The organism is Dyadobacter sp. Leaf189, from assembly GCF_001424405.1.
Classification (GTDB): Bacteria; Bacteroidota; Bacteroidia; order Cytophagales; family Spirosomataceae; genus Dyadobacter.
In genome coordinates this window covers 571,003-595,828 of the sequence record NZ_LMPS01000001.1, presented here as the reverse complement: position 1 = coordinate 595,828, position 24,826 = coordinate 571,003, and the positions used below count along the sequence as shown (strand labels likewise).

Below are 24,826 nucleotides of genomic sequence, written 5' to 3'. Positions count from 1 at the left end.
ACTGTGAAAAAAGCTTTCAAGAAAATTGCTTCACAACTGCATTTATGGCTGGGGATTATCTCCGGCCTTGTGGTTTTTGTAGTGGCCCTGACCGGCTGCATTCTCGTTTTTGAAGACGAGCTGGAACCGGCTCTGTACCCCGATTTTCACATTGTGGAAGCGAATGCAGGGGAGCAGAAATTGCCGCTGGATCATTTGGAAAGCATTATCAGATACAAATTCCCGAAAAACGAGATTCAGCGCATTACCATTGAACCAGAAGCTGACCGGACGATTATTTTTAATCTTGAAACAAAAGAGAAGGAAGGCTTATCTGCTGCAATTGACCCTTATACCGGTCGCATAACCGCAGTTCGTGATGAGCATGAAGCATTTTTCAGCGTGGTTTTGCGGTTGCATCGCTATCTCTGTCTGGAAGAAACGGGCAAGGCGATTACAGGCGTGGCGTGCGTCATGTTTTTGGTAATAATGATCACCGGGCTGGTACTTTGGTGGCCAAACAGAAAGAACCAGAAGCAACGTTTCCGCATTAAATGGAGTGCCAAGTTCAAGCGGCTCAACTGGGATCTGCACGCGGTTTTCGGCTTTTACGTGCTTCCATTTGTATTTATCATTGCGCTCACCGGGCTGGTCTGGAGTTACAGATGGGTGAATAACCTGATCTATCTCACGTTCGACGGAAAGCCGCAGGTACGTCGCGAAGCACCGGCCAACATTTCTCCAAATGCATCAGAAAATAACTACCTCGAAAAAATACTGACAGAAACCAACAAACAATTCCCCTACCCCGGCAAAATTCTTTTCACCATGCCTGAAACGGATAGCTTGTCGATCACTATCTCCAAAACTGACGATCTCGCCTCTGTAAGTAACATTGTCAGTTTTCTCTATTTCGACAAAAACGGCGGAACACTGCTCTCAAAACGCCTCTACGAAAACGAGTCCCGCGGCATGAAAGTCCGAAGGCTGGTATACCCGATCCACACCGGCAACATCTGGGGCTTGCCCACGAAGATCATTGCGTTTATCGTTGCATTCATCGCAGCAACGCTGCCAGTGACGGGAATTGTGATTTGGCTAGGTAGGAAGTTGAAGGGCAAGAAGAAGTTTGGGAAGATGAAGGTGGTGGAGGATATGCACGCTTCAGAGGTGAAGCGGCGGGTTGTGGTTTGAAAAACTGAAAAAATATGGAATCAAATTCCATATTTTTCCAGATTTCTCTCGTCGAGCTTTTTATGATCATTAATGGTAAGTAAAAGCCGGATATAGCATTTATTAAGGCGATTTATCACAAGTTGAAAGTGCCGGCAGATTTTATTTTGGAGAATATTTGATTCTGCTCATCGCAGATATTCTATTTAATGGAATGTTAAAAACCTACTTACGCCTTTTTAACCTTCGGCAATCCCGTCTTGGCTAAAATTGTATTTACCTTCGCCAATTGCTCTGGAAAAAGGTTTTTACCTCTAAATTTCCCAAGACTTTCGTCCATCTCAATGGGCATTGTCTTCGATGGTTTCAATTCATTTGTTTTCATGTTGATAGCTCATTACCCTTCTTAGTTAACAAAAACATTTCATATACTTCGCCGACCACAAATTCCTTCCAAACTCCATTAGCGCTATATCCAAAAATACTAAAATCTTCACAGATTTCTTCCAGGTACTTTGAGATACTCATTTGATAAAGTCGGGTCCGCGCGGGTGTGCTCCCAGTAGCTACAACCCAAGCTCTTGGATATTTTTGTATAAATTCATAGACTGTTGCTGCAACAGTCGCAAGCACTTCCGCGCGATCTCCGTTGTTGGTCACCGCAAAATCATCTATCTCGCCAGTCAAATCATCCAAATCACCAAAAGCCAAGTTAAATACATTTTCTGTGCTTGTTTTTGTGAATAAAACCAGCTTTTTAATCTTGCCATTCCGTCCCTCACTATCAAACTTATATACTGTGAAAAACTTTTCAGAACTATAAAGATACCTAGTGTGCTTCATCTTTTTGACAAAGCTATCTCTGTTCTTGAATGTGCGGAATTCCAGTAACGTCTAGTTTTCTAACGGTCACTTTTTTGTATTTTTCGTTCACACTGAAATTGCAAGACAGTAAGCAGAATAGTAGATCGAAATATATTCAAGATTAAAGCTTGTTGGAAATATGAACAAACTACTATCTTTGTCTTAATGAAGACTTTTGCTTCCATGGAGGAGGCCTTCAAATGGTGGCTCGCTAATATTTATCCATCATTGCCGGCCGACGTGAAGAAAGGTAAACTGACATATGCTTGGAGAGATTTTACCTACAATAGAGGTATCTCACACGCTCGAATGAAGGAAATCCTTTCTGAATTTGGAGAAATTGAGGTTCAGACCTTGATCAAATTCACTCCGAAGTAAATTTTTTAGGTCGCATTTGTTGGAAATATACACAAGGAAAAGCTTTTAAAAATGCCTGGGGTAAAGTCGACTACAATACCACCAGGCCGAATTCAATCAATTCACAATCAAACCTTAAACAAACTATGGACACACTGTATGAATCAAAATCCCAGGAAGCTACCGGCATGAAATCTGATTTTAACGGTCGGGAAAATGCATTGATAAAGCAATACCAAGTCGTGAAGGAGTTTTTTGAAACCGACACTGCCAGTGAAATGATCGAGTCACTAAATGTGATGGTAGAGAGTTTTCTATTCAGCGAAAACCTTGTCCGGGTAACTCCTGAAATGCGGGTTCACATTGTCAATCAACTTCGGGTTACTACGCTGATTGCGAAGTTGGATGGGAATTCAAGGTAGGGTTAGAACAAGGAATGCATGTAAAAGTGAATAGCGAAGATGTATTTACAAATCGATCCTCGCTATTCTCTTTATCAGTAACTAATTCAACAACTTATCAAGTTCATCAATAAACTCATGAGAAGAAGGCCTCGGCGCGTCTGCATTCAGCACCTTGCCTTCCGGATCGATAAGGATAAACCGGGGAATTGAGGATACCGCATAATCCTTTATAAACTGAGATTGCCACGCCTTGTCCGCTATGACCTGCACACCGGTAAGATTTTTCTCCATAACAAACTTCTTCCATTTATCGTGATTTTTCTGGTAATCAACAGAAAGACTTACAAACACAACTTTCTTGCCCTTGTATCTTTCTTGCGCATTTTTCAAATGTGGAATTTCAGCAATGCACGGCGCGCACCATGTCGCCCAGAGATCGATGAATACGAACTTTTCTTTGAAATCTTCCAGTTTGGTCACTCCTCCCTCGATGTTCTCGTAAGAAAACGCAGGCGATTTTGCGTTCCTGAGTCGCTTTATAACCATTTTCTTGGCAAAGCTTGCCTTCGCCCCTTCCGCATTCTGCATTAATAGCTCCTTTTCATGTCGCACAAAATCCGCATCGAAACTGCCGTCGGTTAATTCCAACAACTGCTGATCTCTCTTTTTATTAACAAGTTCGGCAAACTGTGTTTCATCATCCAGTGCTTCCTGCTGCTCGTCGAACTGCTCGTCCAGCCGGATAAGGTTAGCCAGATAGTTGTTCTCCTTACCTCCGACACCCTCGTACTGAATAGATTCATTGAATTTTTTCCCGTCAAATTTTACACGGATATCCAAGCCATTTTTCAGGAAAACAGTCGTCATTTCGACATTATCTGAAAGTGCATAAAGCCCATCATGCACTTGAATAGTGTCTGAAAAATTTCCGTTTTTATCAACCAGAAAAGTCTTAACAACCTTCGTATTTGAAAAGATCATTACTGTGTCGCTATTCCGGTTTTCTATTCTACCCGAAAAACGCACGTAGTCTTTCTGAGCGATGCAAAAAGCTGGCGTTAGCAATAATATAAGAATGAAGTGCCTGATGTCCATTTGAAACTAAGTTTGGTTAAAAGCCCAAACTCTAAATGATCATTCAGAAATCGAGAAAGTAATTAGTGGGAGGTGGTTATTGATGATTCGTAGGTGGCTGTTTTGTTTTACACATAGCCAAGCGCCGAGTGGTACAAGCGCTACACCATTTGCAAGTAAAGGCGTTGTGCACGTCCCTTTGTCACACTGAGCGGAGTCGAAGTGCATGCACTTCGACTCCGCTCAGTGTGACAAGAACATTGAAACAACTAAGATTTCAATAAACCTTCGTCAGCAAATGCGGCCGCTCTTTTTCCAGCTTCAAAATCAACTCCCCAAATAACGTATTCACCCAGGCAAACCACTTCCGCGTAAACTTCGCATCGTTGTCTTTATCAAAAGATTCATGCATGAATCCGGTGTGGTTATGGGTGGTTTTTAGGAGTTTTAGCTGGGCTTCGATTTCCTTTTCGTCGGTGGAAGTGATCGCGCGGGCAATAATGCCCATGGGCCAGATCTGGTTCACCAATGTATGCGGACTGCCCAGCCCCTCCCCTGCTTTTCCTTTAAAGAAATAAGGGTTGGAATCGCTGAGAACAAACTTTCTGGTATTGATATAAATAGGGTCCTTCACGGACATCGCGCCCAGGTATGGCATACTGATCAGCCCGGGTATACCGGCGTCGTCCATTAAAAGGTAGTTGCCAAATCCGTCGACTTCAAATGCGTAGATCTTGCCAAATTCAGGGTGCGGGTATACTGCGAACTTCTTCAATGCAGTTTCAACTTCGGTTGCCAGCGCTTTGAAATCAGCCGCCACTTTTGCATTGCCGCCGCCCAGCTTCTCCAAAATTTCGGCAATTTCCCTGAAAGAAACGACCGCAAAGAAATTGGAAGGAACAAAAAACGGGTACATCGCCGCGTCGTCGGACGGACGGAATGTACTCGCGATCAATCCATTGGGCTTGATCGGGTTACCGTAACCATTTCCAGGAACAGTGTCAGTCGACCAGGCAGTAGTTCGACCAAATTTGTAAGGTCCGGGACCGTCTTTCCGCTGCTGCTCTTTGCACGTTTTCAGGATCAAACCAGCCGCTTTCACCCAATCCGCATCAAATGGCGTGGTATCGCCGGTAATTTTCCAATAATTATAGGCCAGGCGAATGGTGTAGCAAAGCGAATCCAGCTCCCATTTACGCTCGTGCAGCATGGGTTTCATTTCGGTGTGGTCTTTCGTCCATTCACTTTCTTTCGGCCGGTCGTAAAATGCATTGGCATAAGGATCTATGATAATGCATTTTGTCTGACGGTTGATCAGTCCCGCTACCATATCTTTCAGTTTCTGATCTTCTTTCAAAAGCGGCAAATAGGGCCAAACCTGCGCTGTGCTGTCACGGAGCCACATTGCATCAATATCTCCCGTGATCACGAAAGTATCGGGCTTGCCATTTTCCATTTTAAAATGGACGGTGGTATCAATTGTATTCGGAAAGCAGTTTTCAAACATCCACGCGAGTTCGGGATCTTTGATCACCTTTTTCATCCGCGTAATAGTCGCCTCCACGGCCGTACTTGTAAAGCTGCGCTTATCAGCCGGAATGCGCACAACAGGGAAATCAGCAGCATTTTTGGCAAAAGACCAATCGGATATAGATGCACCGGCAACAGCCAATGCGCCAGTTTTGAGGAATGTTCTGCGTTGAAGCATTATGTTATTTCAGGAATTGAGTTTTTAAAAAATTATAATGAAGCAATTTAGGGAAAAACTGGAAGGAAGGGGGCGTTGTTTGTGGTCATTGATTGTCACTAGTTGTCATTTGGTCATTGGTTGTTGTTTCGGAGATCATGTGGTGGTAGCGGTGGCCTATGAAGTCTTTTTGCCCGATGATCTTGAAACTTAGATTTTCATACAATCGCTTCGCGGCTGGGTTTACCTGGTCTACGATCAGCCCTACTCTTTTATAGCCTAGCTGAGCTGCTCTTTCACAAAAAGCCTTGATCAGTTTTTTGCCAATACCCTTACCCTGATGCTCCGGATGCACATTCACACAATCGATATAATACTCGCCTGCCTCGGTTTCGTCAGAAGGATTGAAATCGGGTTGCGTTTTTCGGATCAGGTCGAGCACAGGTTGTCTGAGCTGATGCAATAACGCGCCGTCGTAGCCAGTAATGGAACCCGTTACACCGTTTTCATCTTCAAATACCAATGTGTTTTCGAAGCTGTATTGGTTTCCCCGGGTTTCAAAAAAGTGAGTAAAAAAAGGTATTGCATCTGCATGGTTACCCGATCGGGCGAAAATTCCTGCAATGTGCCCCATCGCCAGAATCAGCAGCGGCGCTACGGCTGCGGCATCTTCCGGTGTGGCTGGCCTGATATTACCCGAGATATCGATTGCATTCGTATTCATTTTGTATCAATTTTTTCCTAAAAACTATATATTAACAAAATGATGGTCAAAAAACAGTCAGTACTAATCAAAAGACGTAAAGTTTTTAGCATTATTTTGCTTTAAAATTGTATTACTGAATATCCCCTTATTTTGTTTAAAATCATCTACTTACAAGCCCGTCAGCGGGTCTGAATACGTTTATTGACTGTTTTTTAACATTGATAAAACTGAACAATTAACCAATATCCTATTAGTATGTCTCAAAAAATTAATGTTGCGATTGTTGGATTAGGCTTTGGGGCCGAGTTTATTCCTATTTATCAGCAACATCCCAATGCGAATATGTACGCGATCTGTCAGCGTACAGAATCTAAATTAAATGAAATTGGTGACCAATACGGAATCGATGTACGCTACACAAGCTACGACGAGCTGCTCGCCGACCCGAATGTAGACGCGGTTCACATCAACTCCCCGATCCCCAACCACGCAGAGCAGACTTTGAAAGCATTGCGCGCCGGAAAGCATGTGGCTTGTACCGTACCAATGGCGACGAGCGTAGAGGATTGCATTGAGATCGTGAAAGCGACCAAAGAATCCGGCAAAAAATACATGATGATGGAAACCGTGGTTTACGCACGTGAGTTTCTGTTTGTCAAAGAGTTATATGAAAAAGGTGAGCTTGGTAAAGTTCAGTTCCTGAAAGCGAGTCACCAGCAGGATATGGAAGGCTGGCCTGACTACTGGCCGGGGTTGCCTCCGATGCATTATGCAACGCACTGCGTGGGCCCGGTAGCAGGTTTGCTGAAACTGGAAGCAGAATACGTTTCGTGCTTCGGCTCAGGAACGATCAGCGAAGATCTGGCCAAGATCCACAATTCGCCGTTTGCGGTAGAATCGGCGCATATTAAATTTAAGGACAGCGATTTATCAGCTTATGTGTACCGTTCGTTATTCGACGTGGCGCGCCAGTATCGTGAAAGTTTTGAGGTTTACGGAAGCAAAAAATCTTTCGAATGGCCGCTGATCGAAGGTGAAGATCCCGTGATCCACACTGCCAAAAAGCCCGAACACGAGATCGCTGAAAAAGTAGCAACTCCCGATTATGCACATTACTTACCGGAAGAAATCCAGCATTTCACCGGCAAGGGAGTTTATAACCTGGATGAAAACGCGCATTTGTCGTTTGTACAAGGCGGCGGCCACGGTGGCTCGCACCCGCATTTGGCGCACGAGTTTATCAGCGCATTAATCGAAGACCGCGAACCTTTCCCGAATGCATGGCAATCGGCCAACTGGACCAGCGTAGGTATCCTGGCGCACGAATCAGCATTGCAAGGTGGGGCGTTGATCCAGCTGCCGGATTTTAAGGAGCTGGCGTAGTCGCACGTCCCTTCGACTGCGCTCAGGGTGACAAGGGTTGTTTTGTCACCCTGAGCGCAGTCGAAGGGCGGGCGCAAACGCTACCAAACTAATAAACACTATTTTGCCAAAACTATCTGATGAAAACTAAAGCGTTATCCTTTATCCTTGGTATAGTCCTGCTGGGCTGTGCCTCTCAGCCTTCCTCTCAGAATGCGTCGGTTAAAAGCGCATCTTCGAAAGGTGAGGCTTCCAAGGCGCGACGGCTGGAAATCCTGTTTCTGGGCGACAACGGGCACCATAAGCCCGCAGAGCGTGTGCCGCAGATCATGGCGGCATTGGGACCGAAAGGTTTCAATTTTACTTACACCGACGATCTGAACGATCTGAATCCGGAGACGCTCAACAAGTATGACGCGCTCATGCTGTATGCAAACTGGGATTCGATCGCACCACAGCAGGCAAAAGCATTGCTTGACTATGTTGCAAGCGGAAAAGGCTTTATCCCCATTCACTGCGCTTCTTACTGTTTCCGCAATAACCCGGAAGTTGTAAAGCTGATCGGCGGACAGTTCTGGCGTCACACTTTTGACACCATTCAGCCCGTTTGGACGCAGCCCGATCACCCAGCAATTGCAGGTGTGAAACCGTTTAAAACGATCGACGAGACTTACCTGCACAATCAATTGCAGCCGGATAATATCGTTTTAACAGAACGTACGATCCAGGCAGACCAGGCGAAAGACAAGCCGGGCGTACAGAAAGAACCTTATACCTGGGTGAGAACGCACGGGAAAGGCCGCATTTTTTACACCGCTTACGGTCACGACGAACGTACCTGGGCAGTTCCTGGCTTTCAGGACCTGATCGAAAAAGGTATTCTGTGGGCAGTAAACGACGATGCTAAAAAAGCATTGGCCGCTTTGGCGCCGAAACCATTTGAATATCGCGAAGCCAAGTTGCCCAACTACGAGCAGCGCCCTGGACCTCAAATGCAGCAGTTACCACTTTCGCCGGAAGAATCGGTGAAGCATATTCAGATCCCTGTTGACTTTACATTGGACGTTTTTGCACACGAACCTGACGTAATGCACCCTATCGCGATGACGTGGGATGAGCGCGGCAGATTGTTTGTTTTGATCACCAAAGATTATCCGAACGAAAGAAAAGATACCGGCGGAAGCGACTATATCCTGATTTGCGAGGACACGAACAAAGACGGTAAAGCAGACAAATTCACGAAGTTTTCCGACGATCTGAGTATCCCAACCGGTCTGACTTTCGCAAATGGTGGCCTCGTTGTTTCACAGGCTCCGCACATGCTGTTTTTACAGGATACCGACGGTGATGACAAAGCGGACGTTAAGAAGATTCTTTTCTCTGGTTTTGGAACAGGAGATACCCACGCGGGACCTTCTAACCTGCATTACGGTTTCGACAACTGGGTTTATGGTTCGGTTGGTTATTCAGGATTCAAAGGTAAAGTTGGAAAAAGCGATTCACTGAACTTTGGACAAGCACTTTTCCGCTTCAAGCCAGATGGTTCTGATATGGAAATTGTGACCAAAACTTCTAACAATACCTGGGGCCTGGGTTTCAATGAAAGCGGCGACCTGTTTGGTTCCACTGCCAACAACTCCCACGGCTGGTATTCAGCAATCCCGAACCGTTATTTTGGAGAAAGTAAGGTAGATAACGGCGGCCGGAGCACGGATACGCATAAAGATATGCAGCCAATTACGCCAAAAGTGCGTCAGGTTGACGTATTCGGTGGATTTACAGCTGCGGCAGGACATAATTTTTATACCGCCCGTGCTTATCCTAAAAAGTATTGGAACAAAGTGGCATTCGTTTCTGAACCTACGGGACACATTTTGCACCAGAATTTCATGGACAAAAAAGGTACCGATTTCGAGGACAAGCTGGGCTTTAACCTGCTTGCCGGTGCGGACGAATGGGTAGCTCCTGTATTTGCAGAAGTGGGGCCTGACGGCGCAGTTTGGGTAGCAGACTGGTACAGCTATATTATCCAGCACAACCCGACTCCGAAAGGATCTGAAAATGGTGCAGGAAACGCTTATGAAACACCTCTGCGTGACTTTACCCACGGTCGCTTGTACCGCATTGCATGGAAAAACGCGCCGAAATATACGCCGATCTCGCTGAGCAAAAACCGTCCTGACGAACTGGTTGCCACATTGAAAAACACCAATATGCTGTGGCGCCGGCACGCGCAACGTTTGCTGGTGGAGCGTAATAATAAAGATGTTGTGGGCAAACTGGTGGAACTGGTTAAAGACAAATCAGTGGACGAAATTGGCCTGAATACTGCTGCTATCCATGCTTTGTGGACTTTGCACGGCTTGAATGCCATCGAAGATCCGCAGGTTTTGGCGGCAGTGACCGAAGCTTTGAAACACCCTGCCGCGGATGTACGCAAAACGGCTGTTCAGGTCTTGCCTTCCACACCAGCTACCGCACAAACATTGCTTGCAGCCGACGCTTTGCATGATAAAGATGCATTGGTTGCGATGAATTCGTTGCTACGTTTTGCAGATATTCCTTTGACTCCGGAAGTGGAAACAGCAGTTTTGACATTGCTTGATACTTACGCACAAGCCGACGATCGCTGGATGCCCGATGCATTTGCCGCAGTTTTGAACTCACACGACGGTGCGCTCCGTAAAAAATACCTGGCACAACGCGCCGGTAAAGGAGGCTCGACTACTGCAACTGCTCAAAAAGCGGAAGCTGCCAAGCCGATGGATCATTCAACCATGAACCATGATAACCACAGTGCAAGCAAAGTGACCACGCAAGGTTCAGCCGAGCTGGCGATTACTAATATCACGATTGAACCTACTACGCCTTATGTTCGTGAATATGCGCGGGTAACAATCGAAATCACCAATCAGGGTAGTGTCGCAGTTCCAAAAGAGCTGGTACCTGTTGTGAACGTGGGTGTGAGAAGCCGCTCGCTAAATAGTAATTACGTGAGCCGCCAGTTGAACAACGGTATTGCTCCCGGCGAAACGGTAAAGCTTACCGAAGGAAATAACGGTCCGTGGCGCTCAGGATTCGGCTTTACCTCCGATGAAGCTGGTAAAGTAACAATCACGGCGACTGTGGATGTGGACAATGTGGTTCCGGAAAAAGACGAGAACAAGAACAATACCATGAGCAAAAGCTTCGAGGTACGCAGACTGGATCGTTTGTCGGACTTTGCCTTGGAACGCGCGACGCGCGGTTATGCTTCTTACGCCAGCGGAAATGAGGTGCTGGATCTGCTGAAAACAGCGCAGACACTCGATCCGCAGGGACGTAATGCGGTTTTCAAGGGTGTATTGGGATCATGGAATCCAAAACGCAAAGAAACTACAAATGACGAAGGCAAGAAATTGCTGGCTTCGCTGAAAACCAGCGTTACCGACGATCTGAGCAGTAAATTGACGCCATTCCTGGAATCCTACGGAATCAAGGAAGAGACTACAACCGATCCGAATGTGCAAATTGTGCAGATTAAGGCGATCCGCGAGGAGATGAAATTCAGTGTGACCGAATTTACTGCAATTGCTGGTAAAACGGTTGAGCTGGTCTTTGAAAATCCTGATGCCATGCAGCATAATGTGGTAATTGGAAAACAAAAATCAACTGAGATTATTGGTGCTGCTGCTGACAAAATGATCACGGCGAAAGACGGTGCTGAGAAGAACTATGTTCCGAACATCCCGCAAGTACTGGCCGCAACGCCGCTTGTGAATCCGGGACAAACTTTCCGGCTGAAATTTGTCGTGCCTGATCAGGTTGGCGATTATCCATACGTCTGCACATTCCCGGGTCACTGGAGACTGATGAAGGGCAATATGAAGGTGATCAAAGAGCAGGCTGTTTTAAGTAAATAATCAATGAAGCACATTGCTTTTCTGATACTGATCCTGGGCGCTAAAATATCCTGCGCCCAGGATTCTTTGTTTAAGAACATTCCTGCGCACGATCCTGTGATGATCCGGCAGGATGGAACTTACTACGCTTTCACCACCGGACGCGGAATAACGATCTGGTCGTCAAAGGATATGGAGAATTGGAAGAAAGAAAAGCCCGTCTTCGCATCCCCGCCGGAATGGGCCGTAAAAGCAGTTCCGGGATTTAAAGGACAGATTTGGGCACCGGACATTTCGTTTCACAATGGCCTGTATTATCTCTATTATTCCATTTCTACTTTCGGTAAAAAACGCTCCTGCATTGGGTTGGCCACTAATAAAGCCCTGGATCCAAAAAGTCCGGATTACCACTGGACCGATCACCAGCAAGTTGTGGAATCCGTGAGCGGAAGAGATGAATGGAATGCAATTGATCCAAATTTAATACTGGACGAAAGTAAGCAGCCGTGGCTGTCGTTCGGGTCATTCTGGAATGGCATTAAGCTTGTCAAACTAAATCCGGATGCGAAAGCGATTGCAACTGATCCGCAGGAATGGTATACCCTGGCGAGTGTTCCAAAAACCGCTTCCAAATCGAAATCCGGTAATGGAGCCGTTGATGCCACTGGGAAGATGGCTGGCCATTGCTTTAAACGTATTTGAACTTCAATGAAAGTTGTCCAATTCACCATTCCGGTCCCGAAGGAAAGTACCATTGTGGTGCAGGAAAGCATTTTACCGCATTATTATAACCACTTGCACCGCCATCGCGAAGTGCAGATCGAGTGGGTTATAGAAGGTTCGGGGATTCTGATCGCGGGAAATTACATGCAGCGATTCGAGTCGGGCGAAGTGTACATAATCGGCGCCAACCAATCGCATATTTTTAAGAGCGATGAATCGTATTTTAATGCAGCCGAGCCAAGACAGGTCCGTTCAGTTTCCATCTTTTTCGACCCGATCCACCTTTCGCAAAACATATTAAGTCTGCCAGAAATGACCGGAATCCGGAAGTTTGTGAGTGGCTTGCACAATGGTTTCCAGGTTCCGTTATCCGACAATGCACATATTAAAAGCACGATTAAAGAAGTAATGCAGCAAAAGGAAAGTCAGCGCGTGGCCGCATTCATTTCGTTGCTTCATCATTTTTCCACAACCAAAGAATTGAAACCGCTCGCAACCAGCAACAGCGAGCACCGGATTTCGGAAGTGGAAGGGATCCGAATGGACCGGATATTTCAATATCTGGTCGGGCATTATAAAAGCCACATTTCTCTCGCTGAAATTTCAGAAGTTGCCAGCCTTACTCCCCAGGCATTTTGCAGGTATTTCAAAAAACATACAGATAAAACTTTCGTCAGCTTCCTCAACGAAGTCCGCATCAACGAAGCCTGCAAAATCATCGTTTCAGGCAAGTTTGACGGTTTTTCAGACGTCAGCTACCAAACCGGTTTCGACAATGTGACGAATTTCAACCGGGTTTTCAAAAAGACGATCGGGCTATCGCCGAGAGAGTATCAGAAAGGATTTTTGGAGAGAGTTGGTTAGCGTATTTTGTCCGGACTCTTCTTGTCCAGCCACCCTTTCATTTCCTTTATCACCTGTTCGTGATCCACAACTCTGCCTTCACGAAAATCCTCTTCGGCAATATTAATCGATACTTTCATTTCTTCTGTAAGCTCGTAAGCAGGATTAATGTTTAAATACTCCCCCATACCTCTAGTTTTTGTCCCAACTTAAATGCATATTAAAAAACCATCACAATTGCTTTATCCACTTGAATACTTCAATTAGTTACTGGAAAATCTGGATCGATACCGGCGGGACTTTTACGGATTGTCTGGCGATTGATCCTGCTGGAAATAAAAGTCGGATCAAGGTTTTGAGTTCGAGTTGTTTGAGGGGAAAAATAGTTAATAAACTCGCGCCCTGCACTTTTCGGTTTGAAGCTAACTGGAAGTTTTCGCGCGATATTCTGAATGGATACTTTTTCAGGATTTTCGGAAATGATGCGGAGACCAGCATTGCGGACATTGATTACGCGTCAAATACGATTACCCTGCAAGACGATTTTCCGTTTGAAAAAACCGTGGATTTTGAGATCACTACCAAAGAAGAAGCGCCGATCCTGGCGTCCAGACTTCTGACACAAACCCCTATCGGAAACGATTTGCCACCTATTGAAATGCGGCTTGGTACTACCAAAGGCACCAATGCATTGCTCGAAAGAAAAGGTGCAAAAACGCTGCTACTCGTCACAAAAGGCTTTAAAGACCTGCTTTATATTGGAAATCAGCAGCGACCTTCTCTTTTTCAGCTGGATATACCCGAGCCGAATTTACTCTACTCAGAAGTGCTGGAAATAGAGGAAAGGATGGATGCTGAGGGAAATATTTTACAGAAACTCGATTTAGTAAACCAGAACTTACCTACTGATTACAAGTCAGTTGCTGTGTCTCTTCTACATTCTTACAAAAACAATACGCACGAAATCAAGCTTACGGACGCGCTTGGAAAGGCGGGAGTAAAGTACATTTCAGCTTCGTCAGCACTTTTCCCATTTTCGCATTACCTCAGAAGAACGCAAACTGCGGTTGTGAATGCCTATCTGGACCCGATTCTGGATCAATACCTTTCAAATATAAAAAACGCATTGCATCAGGGTACCTTGAAAGTGATGACCAGCCCGGGGAGCCTGGCCGAGGTGAGTGGCTTTAATGCAAAAGATAGTTTGCTGAGCGGGCCGGCCGGAGGAATGATCGCGGCTGCAAACCTGGCGCAAAAGTTTGGTTATGCAAAAGCAATCACGTTCGATATGGGCGGCACGAGCACGGACACCGCGCTGATCGACGGACAGCCTGAATTGAAATACATTACTGAAATCGACGGGATCGAATTTCACAATCCCACGCTGGCGATCGAAACCGTAGCCGCAGGAGGTGGCTCGATCTGCTGGTTTGACGGATTTTCATTGCAGGTCGGACCCGAAAGTGCAGGCGCATTGCCCGGGCCAGCCTGTTACGGAGCAGGCGGACCACTTACTATAACCGATGTAAACCTGCTGCTCGGCAAGCTGGATATTTCCAAATTCGGCATTCCGATTAACCCGGAAGCTGCGATTGCTGCATTGGAAAAGTTGCAAGATTCCATTCATGAAAAAACAGGTAACAGATTACATCCGCTCGAAATACTGACCGGACTGGAAAGTATTGCCAACGAGAAAATGGCAGACGCGATTCGCAAGATTTCGGTGGAAAAAGGGATCAGTCCGGCCGATTTTGCGCTCATTACTTTTGGCGGCGCGGGCGGCTTGCATAGCTGTCAGCTGGCTGATCTGTTGAATATCAACACGGTCATGATCCCCTACGACGCCGGACTTTTCAGTGCAGTAGGAATGGGAGAGGCGCTGGTAAGCACGATCGTTCCCAGGCAGATCCTCTTACCCTGGCAAGAAGCGAAATTATTGATTGATGCTATTCAACAAGAGTTAGTTGTAATTGGCGAAGAAAAGCTCAAATCGCAAGGAATAAGCTATGCAGAAACTGCCTTTTTCAACTGTTATCTGCGGTTTGCGGGTCAGGAGAATGTGATAGAAATACCCTATCAGAAAGATGAAACCATTCTTGCATTTGAAGCAGCATATCACTCGCAGTTTGGCTATTATCCTGAAAATATGACCGTGGAGCTGGAAAGTGTCAAGCTCAAAATTCAGGAAGTTGCGCAGCATTTTGACCCAAAACGAATTAGAAAAGACGGCGAAAAAGCAACTGCTACCAAAGAACTAGTGCCTTACTTCGACCAAAATAAAATCGTCGAGATTTTTGAATGGGACTTACTCAATGCCGGGGACGCAATTGAAGGTCCTGCAATCTTACTTAACAACACTTCTACGTCTTACATTCCGGCAAGCTGGCAGCTGGTGATCCAGGAAAATAAGGATGCGATCATTTTCAAAAAAGAAGCTCAAACCTTTAATAAAGAGCAACATAGCGAAGAGGTAGCGCTGCAACTTTTCACAAATCGTTTCAAAGCAATTGCGGAAGAAATGGGTGTCCAGCTGCAACGGACTGCGTTTTCAGTGAATGTAAAAGAGCGGCTCGATTTCTCCTGCGCGCTACTCGATGCAGCAGGTGAATTGCTGGTGAATGCGCAACATATTCCGGTGCATTTGGGCAGTATGGGCATATGCGGCAGACTGGTTTTGGATGCGATCAAAATTGGTCCGGGAGATGTGGTGATCACCAATCACCCGCGTTACGGCGGCTCGCATTTGCCTGATATTACATTAATTTCCGGTGTTTTTACAAATGAAAATAAATGCATCGGTTACGTAATTAACCGTGCACACCACGCAGAAGTGGGCGGAAAAACGCCCGGCTCAATGCCACCTGACGCTACTTGTCTGGCGGAGGAAGGAGTTGTGATTTTGCCTCAATATCTGGTTAAGTCGGGAGAATATCAATGGGATGCAATGCGAAAACTATTTTGCGAAAGCCGCTATCCTACCCGCTCATTTCTCTCCAATGAAGCCGATATCATCGCCGCACTTTCCGCACTCCGAAAAGGAAGTGAGCAGCTTTTGAAACTGGTGGATGTGCACGGACTGGCGGAAGTGAAAAAGTATATGCAAATGCTCAAACAAACCGCTGCGCTGCAATTACAAAGTGCAATGGAGCCGCTGCTCGGGCGGAAGTTTGAAGCAACGGAATTGCTTGATGACGGACATCAGATCCAGGTACGGATTTCCATTCAGCCCGGCAAGCAGCTTTTTGATTTTGCCGGAACTTCGAATGTGCACCCTAACAATCTGAATGCGAATATTTCAATTTTGTATAGTGCGATTTTGTATGTTTTGAGATTGCTGGTCGGCAAAGAAATTCCGTTAAATGACGGTTTGATGAAAGAAGTGGAGATCAAGCTGCCGGATAACAGTTTTCTGCACCCGCATTTTTCAGACGATCCGTTCGCTTGTCCGGCCGTGGTGGGCGGCAATACCGAAGTGAGCCAGCGGCTGGTGGATACATTGTTGAAGGCATTCGGCTTAGCGGCGTGCAGTCAGGGTACGATGAATAATTTTCTGTTTGGGAATGAGAAGTTCGGTTATTACGAAACGATTGGCGGTGGTACCGGCGCGGGAAGCAGTTTTCACGGGCGGTCGGCGGTACACCAGCACATGACCAACACGCGCATTACCGATCCCGAGCAGCTTGAACGCAAGTATCCTGTGCGTTTGCTTGAATTTGGCATTCGTCGGAATTCCGGCGGAAAAGGTCAGTTCAATGGCGGTGACGGTATTATCCGCAAAATCCAGTTTCTCGAACCTTTGCGGGTTACCTTGCTAGGCCAGCACCGCAGACAGGCGCCCTACGGACTGCATGGTGGTGCGGCTGGATTGTGCGGGAAGCATACATTGATTTCTGACGGTGAAATTTCGGAGCTTTCGGGTATATGTAGTTTAGAACTTCAAAAAGGCGATATTCTGATTATTGAAACGCCTGGTGGCGGGGGTTGGGGTTAATTTTTAATGCCACGAATGCACGAATTGACACGAATATGATTAGTGTCAATTCGTGCCTTCGTGGCAACAAAACAATGGAAAACACAAAAAGCAAACTTCTCGGCGCAGCATTCTTAATGGCCACCTCGGCCGTCGGACCAGGCTTTCTGACGCAGACTACCGTGTTCACCCAGCAGCTCACAAGCAGTTTTGGATTTGTCATCCTGCTTTCGGTAGTTATAGATCTTTGCGTTCAATACAACATCTGGCAAATCATTACCGTGTCCGGAAAACGGGCACAGGATCTTGCCAACGAACTTTTCCTTGGCCTGGGCTACCTGCTCGCGCTGCTGATCGTAGTCGGCGGACTGGCTTTCAACATCGGCAATGTAGCCGGGGCAGGACTTGGGATTGAAGCCATGACGGGTATTCCGGTTGAGGTGGGTACGACAGTCAGCGCGGCGATCGCGATTGGGATTTTCCTTTTCAAAGAAGCCGGAAAAGCAATGGATACCTTCGCCAGGTTGTTGGGTTTTGTCATGATTTTGCTGATCCTTTACGTAGCATTTACCTCGCACCCACCGCTTGGAGAGGCTTTTACCCACACTTTCATTCCAACTCAATTTGACTCCATTTCCACATTAACCCTCGTAGGCGGGACAGTGGGCGGCTACATTTCTTTTGCAGGCGCGCACCGGCTGCTCGATGCTGGTTTGCGTGGCGAAAAGGATCTTCCGCTTGTTAATCGAAGTGCCTCGACTGGCATTCTGGTCACTGCTGTAATTCGATATCTGCTATTTCTGGCGACGCTGGGTATTGTAATGACCGGAGCGAATATCAATCCCGACAATCCGACCGCTTCCGTCTTCGAAACTGCGGCCGGCAGCTTCGGGCGACAGTTATTCGGGTTGATGATCTGGTGCGCGGCGATTACTTCGGTGGTAGGCGCAGCTTACACTTCGGTCTCCTTCGTGCGCTCGTTTCATCCGGCTTTTGAAAAATACCACACCTGGCTTACCATCATCTTTATTTTCATTTCCACAGTGATATTTCTCCTGGTAGGGAGGCCCGTCAAAGTGCTCATTTTTGTAGGTACTTTAAATGGATTTGTACTGCCGGTTGCATTGTCGATTCTACTGGTAGCAAGTCGCAAAGCGCGTCTTGTGGGTACTTACAAGCATTCCCTTTTTCTTCAAATTGCCGGCTGGCTCGCTGTGATCGTGCTGCTGGCAATGGGTTTTAAACTTTTCTGATATGTCCCGAAAACTGATTTTTGCTATTTCGATTTCAATGCTCAGTGCGCCTGTTTTTTCCCAAAATCCCAAACCACTTGTTATCAAAATTGATGCAAATAAAACGGCGCAGCAGATTGACAATTTTGGAGCAGCCGGAGCCTGGTTTTCGGAAGGGATTGGTAAAAACTGGCCCGTAGAAAATCGGGAGCAAATGGCTGAGTGGCTTTTTAGTAAGGAAAAAGATAAAAGCGGAAATCCGAAAGGAATAGGTTTATCGGCCTGGCGCTTCAATATAGGCGGCGGTACAGCCGAGCAAGGCGATAGCAGCGGAATCAGTGATTTTCGCAAACGAGTTGAAAGCTTCCTGAATCCCGACGGCACTTACGACTGGACCAAACAAGCTGGTTATTTGTGGTTTACGAAAAAAGCAAAGGAATATGGTGTAGAAAATCTGATCGCATTCTCAAACACTCCTCCTGTTCAATTTACCAAGAATGGACTTGGCTATAAAACAGAGAAGGACTATGTAAATAACCTTAAATCCGACAAATACGAAGCCTACGCAACATTCCTGGCGACGGTTTTGAAGCATTTCGATGAGGAAGGTTTGCATTTCAACTATATCAGTCCGGTCAATGAGCCACAATGGGACTGGTCACACCCCGTGGGAGCGCCGGCGAAACAGGAAGGTACCCCGTGGAAAAATGAGGATATCGCCAGAATTACAACCGAGCTCGACCATGCATTGACCAAAAACAACGTAGCCTCTAAAATCCTGATCACAGAAGCAGCCCAGCTGGATTTTCTTTATGGTAGAAATGGTCATGCAACCAAGCAGATACAGGCTTTTTTCAATCCTACAATCCCAACTCAGCTTACGAACTTAAAGCATTTACCCAAACTCATCGGCGGCCACAGCTACTTCACCGACAAAGGCGACAGCGCCCGCATTGCAACCCGCCAGCATGTGGCAGACACCGTGCGCAAATACAATGTAACCTTCTGGCAAACTGAATATTCGATGCTCGCAGACGGTTATAAGGAAAGTAAAAAAGGCAAAATCCCCGCGATAGATTGCGCATTATTCCTCTCCAAAGTAATCCACGACGACCTCGTCTACGGCAACGCCGCCGCCTGGCAGCTCTGGAACAGCTGGGAACCCGGCAGCCCTGATTTCGACACCAGATACTATGTCATCGCATTGAATCCTTCGGATAAAGAATACATCAACGGAACCGTAACAGCCACCAAAAACCTCTGGGCACTAGGCCATTACAGCCGCTTCGTCCGCCCGGGCATGCAACGACTAAACCTAACCCGAAACGACAACTTAACTACCGTCCAAATCGCGCAGGATGTGATGGTAAGTGCATATGCCAGCGAGAAGCAGATTGTTTTAGTAGCGATCAACTATACCGAAAACGTGCGTGATTTGAAGTTGGATCTGAGCGGATTTAAGTTGAAAAAAGGTTTCGAAAGCTATACCACCACTACGGAACAGGGAGTGGATATGCAGTTTGGGAAAGGTATTGATTGGAAGAAAGGGGTGCGGCTGCCTGCGCGGGGGCTGGTGACGGTGGTGTTGGAGAAAAACTAGTAATGATATTAATCTTGCTAAATTGCGGATGAGCTACTCGATACTGACATAAAACCGATCTCAACACCCAGAATAGTGACTATCAATCTATCTATTGAGACCTATGTTTTCAAATGAATTAGCAACTAAACTGTTACGTCTACCGAAGAATTTGAAGAATGGAGCTGTCACTATAAACCTCCACGAGGAGAAAAGCCGTCTTATATTAACAAATCAGGATGAACCGGAATACGAATTCTTGTTTGATACCACATCAAACAAAAAAATATCCTTCAAAATATCTTTGCATCATCAGGAGAATAAGTTGAGAGAAGGTTTACTCAGAGTCGATTATAAAGGCGGACATAAGAATCCAGAAACCCTCACAGACCTTGTTCCTGAGCATGTAAAACCGTATGTTGGACACTTTTTTCAAAATGAACCTCACATGCACATCTATGTGGAAGGATTTAAAGATTTGGCCTGGGCAATTCCGATAAGCGTGGACAATTTTCCTGTTACTCAAGTGGAAAATAGTATAGATTTTGCAGCCGCCGTTTTTGCATTTGCCAATGAGATCAATATTGTAACTCCGATTACCATTCAAAATTCGCTATTACTATGACTTGGGCAAACACACTGATAAATGATTATTACGGCTGGCTGAAGAGTAAAACTGTAGTGATTCCTGATGAACGAACAGAATGGGTCGCAATACAAACTCCGTTCATTGGACTTTTCAATGATACCATCGAAATGTACGCTCAGAAAGTAGGGCAAAAAATATTGCTTTCGGACAATGGGGATACTTTTCAAAATCTTGAATTGGTGGGAGCTGCTGTTAACAGAGTTGGTGAGAGAAGAAACATTGCTGAAAGAATTTTACTTAACTATGGGATTCAATTACATAATGATGAATTGACTACCGAAACAACAGAACAAAACTTCGCGCAAAAGAAACACAACTTCCTGTCTGCAATAATGGAGTTGAATGATTTGTATATGCTCTCTAAACCAAACGTAACTTCAATTTTCAAGGAAGATGTACGAACTTTTCTGGATGCGCAGAATATTATTTACACTCCCGATTTTATCTCCAAAGGATCCACAGGATTAGAATTCATGTTCGACTTTCAAATTGCCGGAAGGGATAACGAGATTGTCATAAAGTCTTTTAATACAATTAATAAACAGACTTTAAGTAGCTTCCTTTTTAGTTGGGACGACATAAAGCCAATCAGAGAAAAGGTAAGCAAGAAAAACGTAACCGCAATCGCAGTGATTAACGACGAAGAAAAACTTGTGAGAGGCGAATTTTTGGAAGCCCTCAAATCAAAGAATGCCGACGTAATTGTATGGAGTGAACGGCTTCAACCTGACAACATTTTGAAGTTCGTCGCTTAATTCATTGAAACTGCTGAAGAGGATTCTATTAGTACAAGATTGGATACGTAAAACATCAAACAATATCGAAGAAGGCGCAATGTTGCATTGCGCCTTCTTGCATTTACAACCCCTTCCTCCCATACTCCCAAAGATCCCGCAAAAGCATATTGATGATCTCCGTAGTATACAGTACCTCCATTTTATCTTCGGGACTCGGATTCCAGCCGTTTCCCGGGTGAAAGTACCGCAGGACAATATCGTGGTGCATTCTTTCGAGTTTGATGAGGTCTGTTCACGTAGTTGGCAAGAAGCGCCTCTGCGGCTGATTGGCGGTTGTTCGGATTTTGAAGTTTGTCCATGATAGTATAGTAATGTTTGTAAAACTGATTACACCATTAGCCGTGCTCAGGAAGATTTGGACGCAATGAACTTAGCATCTTTGGCGAATAATGCAAAAAAGGGTTGATCAAAGGGTTAAAAATTATTCGATTCAAGATGGACGGCTATTCTGCTTTTGCTATATTCGACTAAATTTCAAACAATTAACAGTTAATACGTAATCACAACACTAGCATGAAAACCCCACCCTCAAAAGGCGAAAGACTCAAATGGGAGTATCTTGACAAAGTTAAAAGCACGAAATTGACACCGGAACTCACCACGGGTAAACGGCTTTCCCCTGCTGAACTGGAAACAAGAAGCAGGAACAACAAGTCCTTCATCGTACCTTGAAGTTTGACTATACGGGGTATGAACTCAAACAATCGCCAAAATACTTGTTCAAACCTATCAGGATCTGATTGAGGTCTGAATAACATTGTCATAACTCCATCTTTAATTCGCCCATCCACTAAATCCACCAAATATAATCCTCCAAATTGCCTCGAATGCCAAAGCTCAGCTTGATTTAAGTTAATATCGGTAAAAAAGCCGCTAATTTCTACCAAGTTTATCATCAGGGTTAGGTCTAATTTTACATATAGACAATAAGAGCAATTCGTGTTTTAAAGTTTAAACAGTCCGTATTCTGCCCAAAAAGGCAGACAGATCTGCTATTGTCTTTACAATCCTAAAACCTTGTAAAATACTGTAAATGAGCTTCTTTAATCTTTATATAGGAAAGGTCAGAACTTTGGCTACGCTGTGTTTACTAGCGCACGTTGCTCATGCCCAATTACCGGCTTACAAGCCAACCCGGGAGGAAATTTCTAAGGCATACAAGCATATGGAATTGATGGATTCTCTCACAAAGGGCTCGGTGCTGAAAACCAGCATTCAGCCTGGCTGGCAAGCCGACGGAAAATCATTCTGGTACAGGAATATCCTGAAAGACAGCCTGACGGAGTACATATACGTTGATGCGGTAAAAGGCAAAAAAACAAAGGCATTTGAGAATGAGAAAGTAGCAAAAGCGCTTTCAAAAGCGGCTGATACTACCTTTTCTGCGGAAAAGTTGTTGCTGCAGGGTTTACGTTTCGACAATACAAAAAACACGATCTACATACAAGCTGACAACAAATGGTACGCCTACGACAGCAAAGAAAACACTGCCAAAAAGATCGAAAAACCTGCCATTGAGGAGCCAAAGGAAATTGGCTGGACAAGACAATCAAGCAGGTGGAGGCCTTTCCGTGCTGACAGTGTTTCACCAGACAAAAAGCAGAAAGCATTTGTCCTGAATGGAAACATTTACCTCGGCACTACCGGCGGAAAAGATGCAAAACAGCTCACTTACGAAGGTAATCCGCTGCGACCATTCGGCGAGTTAAGCTGGTCGCCCGATGGACAGTATATTGTTTGCTATCGAATTGATAAACAAGAAGAAAGAGAGGTAAGCTACATTCTTTCTTCACTCCCAAATACAACAAGAGGCGAAGTGAAAACGCGGGGTTACGCACAGCCTGGTGATGAATTTACGAGCTACGAAATGTTCGTGATCAATACAAAAAGCAAAGCGCTGACCAAGGTAAAATCCGAAAAGATCGATTTCTTCAATGTGCCGGTCATCCGCTGGCGGGAAGGCGATCCGCAACATTTTACCTACGAAAAAGTAGACCGCGGGCATCAGCGTTTCAGGGTAATTGAAGTGAATGCAGCGAATGGCGATACCAAAAATATCGTCGACGAGAAGACCGACACATTCATTTACCAAAACCTTATTTACACACATTACCTGCCCAAGGAGCACGAGATCATCTGGTCTTCGGAAAAAGACGGCTGGCGGCATTTGTACCTGGTGGACGAAAAATCGGGCAAGATCAAAAATCAGATCACCAAAGGCGACTGGGTGGTGCGCGATATTGACAGCATTGATACGCAAAAGCGCGAAGTATGGTTCAGGGCCAATGGGATGAATGCGGATGAAGATCCTTATCACATGCACTATTACCGTGTTAAGTTTGACGGAACCGGATTGGTAAAACTTACAAACCACGCAAAAGCCCACCACCAGCTTACCTTCTCACCTGATCGCAGCTATTATATTGACACTTACTCAACGATGACGAGCCCGCCAGTAATGGAGCTGCACAAAACGTCTGACGCGTCGCTGGTTATGAAGCTGGAAGAGGCTGATATTTCGAAATATCTATCGCTGGGCTTCAAGTTACCCGAAATTTTCAGCGCAAAAGGGCGCGACGGCAAAACGGATACCTGGGGGATTGTGTACAGGCCAAGCACATTCGACCCGAACAAAAAATACCCGATCATTGAGAACATTTATGCGGGTCCGCAGGATTCGTTTGTGCCCAAAGCTTTCAGGCATTATGGTGAAATGCAGAGTATGGCCGAGCTGGGCTTCATCGTGGTTCAAATGGACGGAATGGGCACTGCAAACCGTTCAAAGGCATTTCATGACGTTTGCTGGAAAAACCTGGCCGACGCCGGTTTCCCCGATCGAATTGCCTGGATGAAGGCGCTGGCAGTAAAGTATCCTTACATTGATTCTACCAAAGTGGGCGTTTACGGCACCTCGGCGGGCGGCCAGAATTCATTGGGCGCACTGCTTTTCCACCCCGGATTTTACGACGCCGCAGTTTCCGCCTGTGGCTGCCACGACAACCGTGTGGACAAGCAATGGTGGAACGAACAATGGATGGGCTACCCCGTGGGCAAGCACTACGACGAACAATCGAATGTAACCAACGCAGCAAAATTGCAGGGAGATTTGCTACTGATCGTGGGCGAGGCCGACACCAATGTACCACCAGAATCGACTTACCGAGTGGCAGATGCATTGATCAAGGCGAATAAAGATTTTGAATTGCTGACAATCCCGGGAATGGGCCACAGCGATGGGGGAACTTATGGAAGAAGGAAGAAGCGGGACTTTTTTGTGAAAAAGTTGCTGGAAGTAGATCCGCCGGGGCGGAATAAGGTGGCAGTGACGCAGTAGTGGCCCTTCGACTGCGCTCAGGGTGACAAAAGTGTAGCGCTCACCAGCCTTGTCATGCTGAGCGGACCGGGCCGCCGGGCGGTCGAAGCAAAAGGGCGATAACGCTACAAAGTACGGTTGCTATTAGCATTGTGCCTGCCCTTCGACTGCGCTCAGGGTGACAAAAGGGGCGCTCGGGGCGAATAAGGGGAAACAGGGTGACAAAAGTGTCG

At 45.9% G+C, this 24,826-nt stretch carries 19 protein-coding genes; 13 read left to right on the top strand and 6 right to left on the bottom strand.

Annotation, left to right across the window (positions count from 1 at the left end):
* The first annotated feature begins 3 nt into the window (after positions 1 to 3).
* Positions 4 to 1,173 carry a PepSY domain-containing protein gene (locus ASG33_RS02615; protein WP_082489138.1) on the top strand — a complete coding sequence of 390 codons (1,170 nt, stop codon included), beginning with the start codon at positions 4 to 6 and terminating at the stop codon, positions 1,171 to 1,173.
* Positions 1,174 to 1,533: 360 nt separating this feature from the next.
* Here ASG33_RS02615 and ASG33_RS02610 read toward each other — a convergent pair whose 3' ends face one another.
* Entirely contained in the window at positions 1,534 to 1,995 is a 462-nt protein-coding gene (locus ASG33_RS02610; protein ID WP_056279957.1) for a DUF6934 family protein, read from the bottom strand.
* Between the two features lie 524 nt (positions 1,996 to 2,519).
* Here ASG33_RS02610 and ASG33_RS02600 point away from each other — a divergent pair.
* Positions 2,520 to 2,795, top strand: a complete 276-nt coding sequence (locus tag ASG33_RS02600) for a hypothetical protein (protein WP_056279953.1) — start codon at positions 2,520 to 2,522, stop codon at positions 2,793 to 2,795.
* An 81-nt stretch (positions 2,796 to 2,876) separates the two neighbouring features.
* On the opposite strand, the gene ASG33_RS02595 is transcribed toward ASG33_RS02600, so the two are convergent.
* The 3 genes from ASG33_RS02595 to ASG33_RS02585 all read right to left on the bottom strand — a co-directional run bounded on the left by ASG33_RS02595 (position 2,877) and on the right by ASG33_RS02585 (position 6,262).
* Positions 2,877 to 3,872 carry a TlpA disulfide reductase family protein gene (locus ASG33_RS02595; protein ID WP_082489071.1) on the bottom strand — a complete coding sequence of 332 codons (996 nt, stop codon included), beginning with the start codon at positions 3,870 to 3,872 and terminating at the stop codon, positions 2,877 to 2,879.
* A gap of 256 nt (positions 3,873 to 4,128) precedes the next feature.
* Complete coding sequence (locus ASG33_RS02590; RefSeq protein WP_056279949.1) at positions 4,129 to 5,559, bottom strand: glycoside hydrolase family 125 protein; 1,431 nt, start codon at positions 5,557 to 5,559, stop codon at positions 4,129 to 4,131.
* 85 nt (positions 5,560 to 5,644) lie between these two features.
* Entirely contained in the window at positions 5,645 to 6,262 is a 618-nt protein-coding gene (locus ASG33_RS02585; protein ID WP_056279947.1) for a GNAT family N-acetyltransferase, read from the bottom strand.
* A 237-nt stretch (positions 6,263 to 6,499) separates the two neighbouring features.
* Between ASG33_RS02585 and ASG33_RS02580 the strand changes: the two genes are divergently transcribed.
* The 4 genes from ASG33_RS02580 to ASG33_RS02565 all read left to right on the top strand — a co-directional run bounded on the left by ASG33_RS02580 (position 6,500) and on the right by ASG33_RS02565 (position 13,074).
* Entirely contained in the window at positions 6,500 to 7,627 is a 1,128-nt protein-coding gene (locus ASG33_RS02580; protein WP_056279946.1) for a Gfo/Idh/MocA family protein, read from the top strand.
* Between the two features lie 119 nt (positions 7,628 to 7,746).
* On the top strand, positions 7,747 to 11,508 hold the full coding sequence (locus ASG33_RS02575) for a PVC-type heme-binding CxxCH protein (protein ID WP_056279944.1): 3,762 nt from the start codon (positions 7,747 to 7,749) through the stop codon (positions 11,506 to 11,508).
* A gap of 3 nt (positions 11,509 to 11,511) precedes the next feature.
* On the top strand, positions 11,512 to 12,189 hold the full coding sequence (locus tag ASG33_RS02570; protein ID WP_082489070.1) for a family 43 glycosylhydrolase: 678 nt from the start codon (positions 11,512 to 11,514) through the stop codon (positions 12,187 to 12,189).
* A gap of 6 nt (positions 12,190 to 12,195) precedes the next feature.
* The gene (locus ASG33_RS02565) at positions 12,196 to 13,074 is read left to right on the top strand and encodes an AraC family transcriptional regulator (protein WP_056279942.1); all 879 of its coding nucleotides are present in this window, start codon (positions 12,196 to 12,198) and stop codon (positions 13,072 to 13,074) included.
* On the opposite strand, the gene ASG33_RS25705 is transcribed toward ASG33_RS02565, so the two are convergent.
* On the bottom strand, positions 13,071 to 13,241 hold the full coding sequence (locus tag ASG33_RS25705) for a hypothetical protein (protein WP_157474543.1): 171 nt from the start codon (positions 13,239 to 13,241) through the stop codon (positions 13,071 to 13,073). The two genes, ASG33_RS02565 and ASG33_RS25705, sit on opposite strands and share 4 nt — an antisense overlap.
* 62 nt (positions 13,242 to 13,303) lie before the next feature.
* On the opposite strand from ASG33_RS25705, the gene ASG33_RS02560 reads away from it, so the two are divergent.
* The 5 genes from ASG33_RS02560 (at position 13,304) to ASG33_RS02540 (ending at position 21,238) form a co-directional block, all read left to right on the top strand.
* A complete protein-coding gene (locus ASG33_RS02560) occupies positions 13,304 to 17,044 on the top strand; it encodes a hydantoinase B/oxoprolinase family protein (protein ID WP_229238542.1) in 3,741 nt (1,246 codons plus the stop codon).
* A 74-nt stretch (positions 17,045 to 17,118) separates the two neighbouring features.
* The gene (locus ASG33_RS02555) at positions 17,119 to 18,276 is read left to right on the top strand and encodes an NRAMP family divalent metal transporter (RefSeq protein WP_056279939.1); all 1,158 of its coding nucleotides are present in this window, start codon (positions 17,119 to 17,121) and stop codon (positions 18,274 to 18,276) included.
* A 1-nt stretch (position 18,277) separates the two neighbouring features.
* Positions 18,278 to 19,855: a glycoside hydrolase gene (locus tag ASG33_RS02550; RefSeq protein WP_056279937.1), complete on the top strand. Its 1,578-nt coding sequence runs from the start codon at positions 18,278 to 18,280 to the stop codon at positions 19,853 to 19,855.
* A 103-nt stretch (positions 19,856 to 19,958) separates the two neighbouring features.
* The gene (locus ASG33_RS02545; RefSeq protein WP_056279935.1) at positions 19,959 to 20,459 is read left to right on the top strand and encodes a DUF6978 family protein; all 501 of its coding nucleotides are present in this window, start codon (positions 19,959 to 19,961) and stop codon (positions 20,457 to 20,459) included.
* Entirely contained in the window at positions 20,456 to 21,238 is a 783-nt protein-coding gene (locus ASG33_RS02540) for a DUF1828 domain-containing protein (RefSeq protein ID WP_056279933.1), read from the top strand. The genes ASG33_RS02545 and ASG33_RS02540 overlap by 4 nt, the downstream gene beginning before the upstream one ends.
* A gap of 103 nt (positions 21,239 to 21,341) precedes the next feature.
* Here ASG33_RS02540 and ASG33_RS25700 read toward each other — a convergent pair whose 3' ends face one another.
* Complete coding sequence (locus tag ASG33_RS25700; protein ID WP_157474540.1) at positions 21,342 to 21,488, bottom strand: hypothetical protein; 147 nt, start codon at positions 21,486 to 21,488, stop codon at positions 21,342 to 21,344.
* A gap of 305 nt (positions 21,489 to 21,793) precedes the next feature.
* Here ASG33_RS25700 and ASG33_RS25695 point away from each other — a divergent pair, with 305 nt between their 5' ends.
* Both ASG33_RS25695 and ASG33_RS02525 read left to right on the top strand, forming a co-directional pair.
* Positions 21,794 to 21,952: a hypothetical protein gene (locus ASG33_RS25695; protein ID WP_157474537.1), complete on the top strand. Its 159-nt coding sequence runs from the start codon at positions 21,794 to 21,796 to the stop codon at positions 21,950 to 21,952.
* A 502-nt stretch (positions 21,953 to 22,454) separates the two neighbouring features.
* Positions 22,455 to 24,614, top strand: a complete 2,160-nt coding sequence (locus ASG33_RS02525; protein WP_229238541.1) for a S9 family peptidase — start codon at positions 22,455 to 22,457, stop codon at positions 24,612 to 24,614.
* Positions 24,615 to 24,826: the final 212 nt, after the last annotated feature.